This window comes from Rhodovulum sp. PH10 (assembly GCF_000293785.1).
Lineage (GTDB): Bacteria > Pseudomonadota > Alphaproteobacteria > Rhizobiales > Xanthobacteraceae > Rhodoplanes.
Genome location: NZ_AKZI01000136.1, coordinates 1 through 7729 on the forward strand (window position 1 = coordinate 1; position 7729 = coordinate 7729).

At 69.5% G+C, this 7729-nt stretch carries 5 protein-coding genes; all 5 read right to left on the minus strand.

Features of this window, described 5'->3' with window-relative positions; genetic code table 11:
- Positions 1 to 1466: M16 family metallopeptidase (locus A33M_RS18965; protein WP_085977096.1), on the minus strand; the 1466-nt coding region annotated here is incomplete at its 3' end.
- Positions 1463 to 2851 (minus strand): M16 family metallopeptidase, encoded by a 1389-nt coding sequence (locus tag A33M_RS18970; protein ID WP_040621820.1) that lies wholly within the window; start codon positions 2849 to 2851, stop codon positions 1463 to 1465. The genes A33M_RS18965 and A33M_RS18970, both read right to left, overlap by 4 nt.
- Positions 2852 to 3138: 287 nt before the next feature.
- Positions 3139 to 3837, minus strand: coding sequence for a hypothetical protein (locus tag A33M_RS18975; RefSeq protein ID WP_157223566.1), 699 nt, complete (start codon positions 3835 to 3837; stop codon positions 3139 to 3141).
- 107 nt (positions 3838 to 3944) lie between these two features.
- Positions 3945 to 4466 carry a signal peptidase II gene (gene lspA / locus A33M_RS18980; protein WP_052027132.1) on the minus strand — a complete coding sequence of 174 codons (522 nt, stop codon included), beginning with the start codon at positions 4464 to 4466 and terminating at the stop codon, positions 3945 to 3947.
- 130 nt (positions 4467 to 4596) lie between these two features.
- Positions 4597 to 7581 carry an isoleucine--tRNA ligase gene (ileS, locus tag A33M_RS18985; RefSeq protein ID WP_008390635.1) on the minus strand — a complete coding sequence of 995 codons (2985 nt, stop codon included), beginning with the start codon at positions 7579 to 7581 and terminating at the stop codon, positions 4597 to 4599.
- Positions 7582 to 7729: the final 148 nt, after the last annotated feature.

Below are 7729 nucleotides of genomic sequence, written 5' to 3' on the forward strand. Positions count from 1 at the left end.
GGCGGGGTGCCGGCGGGCGGCGTGCCGGTCGGCCGCGGCGGCGCGGCGGCGGGCTCCGCAGCGTCGGGCGATGCGCCGGCGACCTCGGTGCGGCCGGCGACCGCCACCAGCATGTCGCCCGACAGGAAGCGCTTGGCGACCCGCTTGGCGTCGTCGATCGTCACCGCGTCGATCAAGTCCTTGCGGCGGTCGATGTAGTCGATCCCGAGATCGTCGAGCTGGATCTGCACCAGCTGGGCGGCGATCTTCACCGAGGAATCGAAGCTCAGGGCGTACGAGCCCTTCAGGAACGACTTCGCCTGGTCGAGCTCCTCCGGGGTCGGCCCCGTCTCGGCCATCGCGGCGATCTGCTCGCGGATCACCTTCAGGGACTCGTCCACCCGGTCGGCACGGGTCGCGGTCGAGACCAGAAACACCGCGGTGTTCTTCAGCGGAGCGAGCTGCGAATAGACCGAGTAGGCCAGCCCCCGCTTCTCGCGCACCTGCTCGTACAGCCTGGACGAGAACGAGCCGCCGCCGAGGATGTGGTTGACGAGATAGCCCGGGATGAAGTCCGGGTCGGCGCGGGCGATGCCCGGCCCGCCGAGCACGACGGTCGATTGCGGCACGTCGATCTCGGCCGTCACCCGCTCGCCGAGATTGTTCGGCGGCACGTCGGGCACCGGCAGGAGGTCGGCCTTCTCCGGCAGCGAGCCGAACACCTCGTCGATCATCTTGCCGGCGGCTTCCGCGTCGATGTCGCCGACGATGCCGATCTTCAGCGTGTCGCGGGCGAGCACCCGCTTCACGTAGCCGCGCAGGTCGTCGGCGGAAATCGTCTTCACCGCGTCGGGCGTGCCGCGCTTCGGATGGCCGTAGGGGTGGTTCGGATAGGCCGCCGCCCACCACGCGCGGGCGGCGAGCACGTGGGCGGTCTTGTCCTCGCGGGAGAGCGCCGCGAGGATGTCGGCGCGGATGCGCTCGACCGCCTCGGTGTCGAAGCGCGGCGCGGTGAGCGCGAGCTTGACGAGCCGCACCGCCTCGTCGCGGTTCTCCGACAGCGTGCGCAGCGAGCCGACCACGGTGTCGCGGCGCGCCTGCACCGAGAACTCGATCGCCTTCTCCTCGAGCTTCTTCTGGAAGGCGCTGGCCGGCAGGTCGCCGGCGCCCTCGTCGAGCAGCGAGACGGTCATGGTGGCGAGCCCCGGCAGGGCGGCCGGGTCCTGCGACGAGCCGCCGCGGAAGGCGAACTGCATCGCCACCAGCGGGATCGCCGGCTCGTGCACCAGCCACGCCTCGATGCCCTTCGGGCTCTTCACCCGCTCGATGGTGGTGGCCGACGCCGGCACCGCCGGCAGCACCAGCGCGACCAGCACCAGCGCGGCGAGGCCGACACCCGTGGCGCGGGGAAGACGACGAACGGCGCCGCCGGTCGCGCGCGCAAAAACGCGCGACGCCAGGACGGAAACGAGAGCGAAGGCGGTCACGAGCGCTTCTCCGGGGTGGCGGACGTCGAGGTCGCGGGAGATTGCTTGGTCGGCACCAGGTAGCCGGTCGCCGAGCGGTGGGCGTCGAGCCAGGTCTTTGCCGCCTCCTGCACCTGCGCGGCGGTGACAGCGCGGATGCGGTCCGGCCAGGCGAGCACGTCGGCCACCGTCCCGCCGGTCGACAGCGAGGTGCCGAACCAGCGCGCCATGCTCGACTGGTTGTCCTGGGCATAGACGGCGTCGGCGATCATCCGGGTCTTCGCCCGCTCGAGCTCGTCGGCGGTGACGCCGTTCGCCGCCGTCTCGGCGATCACCGAATCGGCCTCGTGCTCGAGGTCCTCGAGCGACACGCCGGGCTTCGGCCGGGCGAAGACGCCGAACTTGGTCGCGTCGACCGCCGAGCCCTGGTACCAGGCGGCCGCGGTGGTGGCGAGCCGCTTGTCCACCACGAGGCGGCGATAGAGCCGGCTGTTCGGGCCGTTGCCGAGGATTTGCGCCAACACCTCCAGCGCCTCGGCCTCGCCGCCCTTGGCGGTCGTGTAGGACGGCACGAGATAGTAGCGACTGAGCATCGGCTGGGCGACCTGCGGGTCGTCGAGCGTCAGGTGGCGCACCGCGACCGGCTCGGGCTCCTGCGGACGGTGGCGGACATTGATGTCGGTGCGCGCCGGCACCGCGCCGTAGGTCTTTTCCGCGAGCGGCTTCACCGTGGCGGCATCGACGTCGCCGGCGATCACCACCACCGCGTTGGCCGGCCCGTAGAAGCGCTTGTAGAAGGCGAGCGCCTCGTCGCGGGTCATCTTCTCGACCTCGCCCTTCCAGCCGATCACCGGGCGTCCGTAGGGGTGGTTGAGATAGAGCGCGGCGGCGACCTGCTCGCCGAGCCGCGCGTCGGGGCTGTTGGCGACCCGCATGTTGTACTCTTCGAGCACGACGTCGCGCTCGGGCAGCACATTGGCGTCGGTGAGCACGAGACCGGTCATGCGGTCGGCCTCGAAGGCCATCACGTCGCCGAGATATTCGCGCGGCACGCGCTGGAAGTAGCCGGTGTAGTCGGCGGTGGTGAAGGCGTTCTCCTCGCCGCCGATGGTCGCCAGCATCTTCGAGAAGCGCCCGCTCGGGTTCTTCTCGGTGCCCTTGAACATCAGATGCTCGAGGAAGTGGGCGATGCCCGACTTGCCCGGCTGCTCGTCGGCCGAGCCGACCTTGTAATAGATCATGTGGGTGACGACCGGAGTGCGGCGGTCGGGGATCACCACCACCTCGAGCCCGTTGGCGAGCTTGAAGTCGCTCACCTGCGGGCCGGCGGCCGACGCGGGGGACGCGACCGGCAGCGTCGCCAGCGCACAGGCGGCGGCGAGCGACGTCAGGACGGATCGGATCATGCGGATGGCCTCTCGTTCGGATCGGCCGGCATTGTTTCCAAAACGATCCGGCGCCTCAAATGACAAAATGGTCAGGATTCGCGGGAGGTAGGCGGCTCACGGCGGCCGGCGATGGCGGCGCATGCGCCCGTCCGGGCATGCGGCACCGCCCACCCGGCACCGCCCGGGCCGGGTCGCGGACCGGCTCCGGGTCTCGCGAAGGGAATGCTGCTCGGAAACGAAGGCGCGTTCGCGGCGGCCGCGTGCGGCGGCCGCCGGATCGGGGTTTTTGGCGCGGGTGCCGGCGGTCAGCGCGGATCGCCTGCGGCGCGGTCGTAGATGTTGGTCGCCTTGTTCTTCACGACCTCCTTGCCGACCCCGTAGGGCTGCTCGGTGGACGGCGTCATGTAGCCGGGCGGCGGCTGGGTGAGATCGGTGCGCTTCGGCTCGTGCTCGAAGGTCGCGGTCTCTTCCTCGGGCTCGAATCCCATGAAGGACTTCAGCTTCCACAGGCCGCCTTTGTAGCCGAGCGCGGACGGGCTGATCTGGTTGACCGCCTCCTCGCCGGACTTCTGCTCGGCGCCGGTGCGGTTGGTGGCGACCGTGCGGCTGGCACCCGGGCGGTCGAGCTCGCGCGGCGTCAAGGCCCGCGAGTCCTCCTCCCAGTCGACCGAGCGGCGCTGGTGCTTCTTCGCCTCGCGGCGCGCCTTGAGGTCCGGATCGTCCGGCCAGGCGGGATTCTTGTCGACGATCGAGGTGGTTTCCGGCGCCGGCAGGTCGAGGCTCGGCGGGATGACGAGCGGCGAGCGCTCGCGATACTCGATCTGGTTCTCCTCGCCCGGCTTCTTCAGGCCGAGGCCCTTCATGATGCTGCGCATCACCTTGACGTCCGGCAGCTCGTCGTCGTCCTCGGCTGAAGCTTGGCCGATCGCGCCGCAGATCAACAGGGTCGACAGCGCACCCGCCAGGGTGCCGCGCAGCACGGCACGCGAAAAACTCGTTCGCATTGGTCCCCCCATGGCTGGTCCCCTCGCCCGACCTTTCATGCCTCCGCGCGAGCGCGGCGGCAGCGGTGGAAAGAGCCGGCCGATCGTGCCTTCCGGTATATCCGGGATCAGGGCGCTTTTACGGCGTCGGGCGGCCACACGGTCTCGTAGACGAGGCCGATCACACCCGCGACGATGGCGACGTCGGCGAGATTGAACACGTACCAGCGCCACGTCTCGCCGGCGATGGTGGCGTGCAGCAGGACGAAATCGAACACCGCGCCCAAGGTCGCGCGGTCGATCGCGTTGCCGATCGCCCCGCCGATGATCAGGCCGAGCGAGACTGCGGTGAGGCGGGCCTCCACGCGGGCGAGCCACACCCACAGGAGGAGCACGGCGATCACCTTGACGGCGAGCAGCGCCCATTGGCCGAGCGGCCCGGTCTGGGGAAACAGGCCGTAGCTGATGCCGGTGTTCCACACCACGACGAGGTCGAGGAACGGGCCGACCGGCACCGGCTGGCGGGCCGGCAGGTCGAAGCCCCACAGAAGCCAGACCTTGCTGCCCTGGTCGAGCGCCAGCGCCAGAAGCGCCGCGATCAGCCCGACCCCAGTGAGCCGGCCGTAGAGAACGGGTTTTTTGGCGGGCATCAACGCACCGGATCGGGCAGAGGGATGGACATGCCGATGAAACGACACGCTGATCCCTCGGCCGGCTCGCTTCGCCCGCCGACCTCTCCCCGCAGGCGGGGAGAGCCGAAGTCCGGTCGCCGGGCGCCGCTCATCCGACCGCCAGCGCGTCGAGCTCGCGCAGGGCCTGGGCGTCGCGCGGGGTCACCTCCGGATAGTCCGGGTCGGAGCCGACCTCGGGCGAGATCTTCCAGGAGCGGGCGCATTTGCGGCCCTCCGCCTGGCGCGACACCACCGCGATGCCGGGCACCTCGGCGAGCCGGAAGGCATCGTTCGGCCCCTCCCCCTCGACCTTCTCGCAGGCGGAGGTGATGCAGATCTCGGCGAGGTCGATGTCGTCGATCGCCCGGAAGAGGTCGTCGTCCGAAATGTAGATCAGCGGATCCGCCTCCAGCGACGAGCCGATCGTCTTGGCCGCCCGCTCGATCTCGAGCGCCCCGGTGACCACCCGGCGCACCGCCCGCACCTTGCGCCACTGCTCGGCCAAGGCCTCGCTGCGCCAGGAGGCCGGCACCTCGGGAAATGTTTCCAGATGCACCGAGCCGTCCTCGGAAGGGTACCGGGCGAGCCACGCCTCCTCCGCGGTGAAGCACAGCATCGGTGCGAGCCAGGTCACCGTGCAGCGGAAGAGATGGTCGAGCACCGTCAGGCACGCCTTGCGGGTGGTCGAGGAGATCGGGTCGCAGTACAGCGCGTCCTTGCGGACGTCGAAATAGAAGGCGGACAGGTCCGCCGTCATGAACTGGTTGAGGGCGGCGAAGATGCGCTTGTAGTCGAAGGTCGCATAGGCCTCGCGCACCAGCGCGTCGAGCTCCACCAGCCGGTGCAGCATGTAGCGCTCGAGCGAGGGCATGCGCTCCGGCCGCACCCGGTCCTCGGGACGGAAATGGGCGAGATTGCCGAGCATCCAGCGAATCGTATTTCGCAGCTTGCGGTAGGTCTCGACCGTGGTCTTCAGGATCTCCCGGCCGATCCGCAGATCGTCGGCATAGTCGGAGGCGCACGTCCACATGCGGAGGATGTCGGCACCCGACTGGCCGATCACGTCCTGCGGCGCGACCGTGTTGCCGAGCGACTTCGACATCTTCCGCCCCTGCTCGTCGAGCACGAAGCCGTGGGTCAGCACGATGTCGTAGGGCGCGTGGCCGCGGGTGCCGCACGATTCGAGCAGCGACGAGTGGAACCAGCCGCGATGCTGGTCGGAGCCCTCGAGATACATCACCGTGTCGGGGCCACCCGCGCCCTTGCGGCGGATGCTGGCGAGGGTCGGGAAATGCTTCGGATCCTCCAGCACGAAGGCGTGGGTGGAGCCGGAATCGAACCACACGTCGAGGATGTCGTCGACCTTTTGCCAGCCTTCCGATGCGCGCTCGGCGAGGAAGCGCTCGCGCGCACCCGGCTGGTACCAGGCGTCGGCGCCCTCCTGTTCGAAGGCGTCGGCGATGCGGGCGTTGACGGCCGGATCCTGCAGGATCTCGACCTCGCCGCCGCCGAGCTCGCGCACGAACACGGTGATCGGCACGCCCCAGGCGCGCTGGCGCGAGATCACCCAGTCGGGCCGGCTCTCGATCATGCCGGTGATGCGGTTCTGCCCTTGCGGCGGCACCCAGCGGGTGGCGCGGATCGCCTCGAGGGCGCGGGTGCGAAGGGTGTCGCCGGGGGCCGAGGTGCCGTTCGCCGCGATGTCCTTGTCCATCGCGATGAACCATTGCGGCGTGTTGCGGAAGATCACCGGCTTCTTGGAGCGCCACGAATGCGGATACTGGTGCTTGAGCTTTCCACGCGCGACCAGACGGCCGGCGGCGACCAGCGCCTTGATGACCGCCTCGTTGGCCTCGCCCTTCTCGCCCTTGTCGGTGATGACGCGCAGGCCGGTGAAGCCGGGCGCGTCGGCGGTGAAGGTGCCGTCGGCGTCGACCGTGTAGGGGATCGCGGTGGAGATGCCGCGCGCCGTGAGGTCACGACCCGACGCCATCCAGATCTCGAAATCCTCGCGGCCGTGGCCGGGGGCGGTGTGGACGAAACCGGTGCCGGTGGAATCGTCGACGTGCTCGCCGTCGAGCATCGGCACGGCGAAGTCGTAGCCGCCCTTCGCCTTCAGCGGATGGTCACAGACCAGCGCCGACAGCTCGCCGGCCGGCACCTCCCGCACCTTCTCGTAGGCCGAAACGCGAGCCTTCTCGAACACATCCGCGGCGAGCTTGTCGGCGAGGATCAACAGGTCGCCTGCCGTCGTCCAGTTGTCGGCCGGCGCCTCGACCACCTTGTAAAGCGAATAGGCGATCTTGCTGGAAAAGCTGATGGCGCGGTTGCCGGGCAGCGTCCAGGGCGTGGTCGTCCAGATGACGACGGCGGCGCTCGACAGGTCGCCCGCGCCGGCGCGCACCGGAAATCTCACCCACACGGTATCGGACGTGTAGTCCTCGTACTCGACCTCGGCCTCGGCGAGCGCGGTCTTCTCGACCACCGACCACATCACCGGCTTGGAGCCGCGATAGAGCGTGCCGTTGGCGGCGAACTTCATCAGCTCGCGGGCGATCTGCGCCTCGGCGGCGAAGCTCATGGTGGTGTAGGGGTGATCCCAGTCGCCCACCCCGCCGAGCCGCTTGAACTCTTCCCGCTGCACGTTCAGCCAGTGGCCGGCATAGGCGCGGCACTCCTGGCGGAAGGCGATCATCGCCGCCGGGTCGGAGAGGTCGGGCTTCTGCTTGCCCTTCTTGCGATAGTTCTCCTCCTCGATCTTCCACTCGATCGGCAGGCCGTGGCAGTCCCAGCCCGGCACGTAGTTCGAATCGAAGCCGAGCATCTGCTGCGAGCGGGTCACCACGTCCTTCAGCACCTTGTTCATCGCGGTGCCGATATGGATGTGGCCGTTCGCGTAGGGCGGCCCGTCGTGCAGGACGAACCGCGTGCGGCCCTGTCCTGCGGCGCGCAACCGGCCGTAGAGGCCGAGCGCCTGCCAGCGGGCGAGGATCTCCGGCTCCTTCTTGGGAAGCCCGGCCCGCATCGGGAAGTCGGTCTTCGGGAGAAAGAGGGTTTGCGAGTAGTCGCGTGTGGATTTCGGGGCGTCGTTCATGGCGCGCCCTTCTAACAAGGCGCCGCCGGCACGGAAAGGGCCAAGGCCCGCCCTGCCCTCGTTTCCGCGCCGTTCCGGTCGTCGCCCGGTGCAGGGCGGCCCTCAGAGCCCGTTTGGGAACTCCGACGGGGCTGCGCCGGAGCCGCTT

Bases quoted from the DNA above. Each gene is read 5' to 3' on its own strand.
- lspA (WP_052027132.1), bottom strand. From the start codon at position 4,466: ATGCCCGCCAAAAAACCCGTTCTCTACGGCCGGCTCACTGGGGTCGGG.
- A33M_RS18975 (WP_157223566.1), bottom strand. From the start codon at position 3,837: ATGCGAACGAGTTTTTCGCGTGCCGTGCTGCGCGGCACCCTGGCGGGT.
- A33M_RS18970 (WP_040621820.1), bottom strand. From the start codon at position 2,851: ATGATCCGATCCGTCCTGACGTCGCTCGCCGCCGCCTGTGCGCTGGCG.
- ileS (WP_008390635.1), bottom strand. From the start codon at position 7,581: ATGAACGACGCCCCGAAATCCACACGCGACTACTCGCAAACCCTCTTT.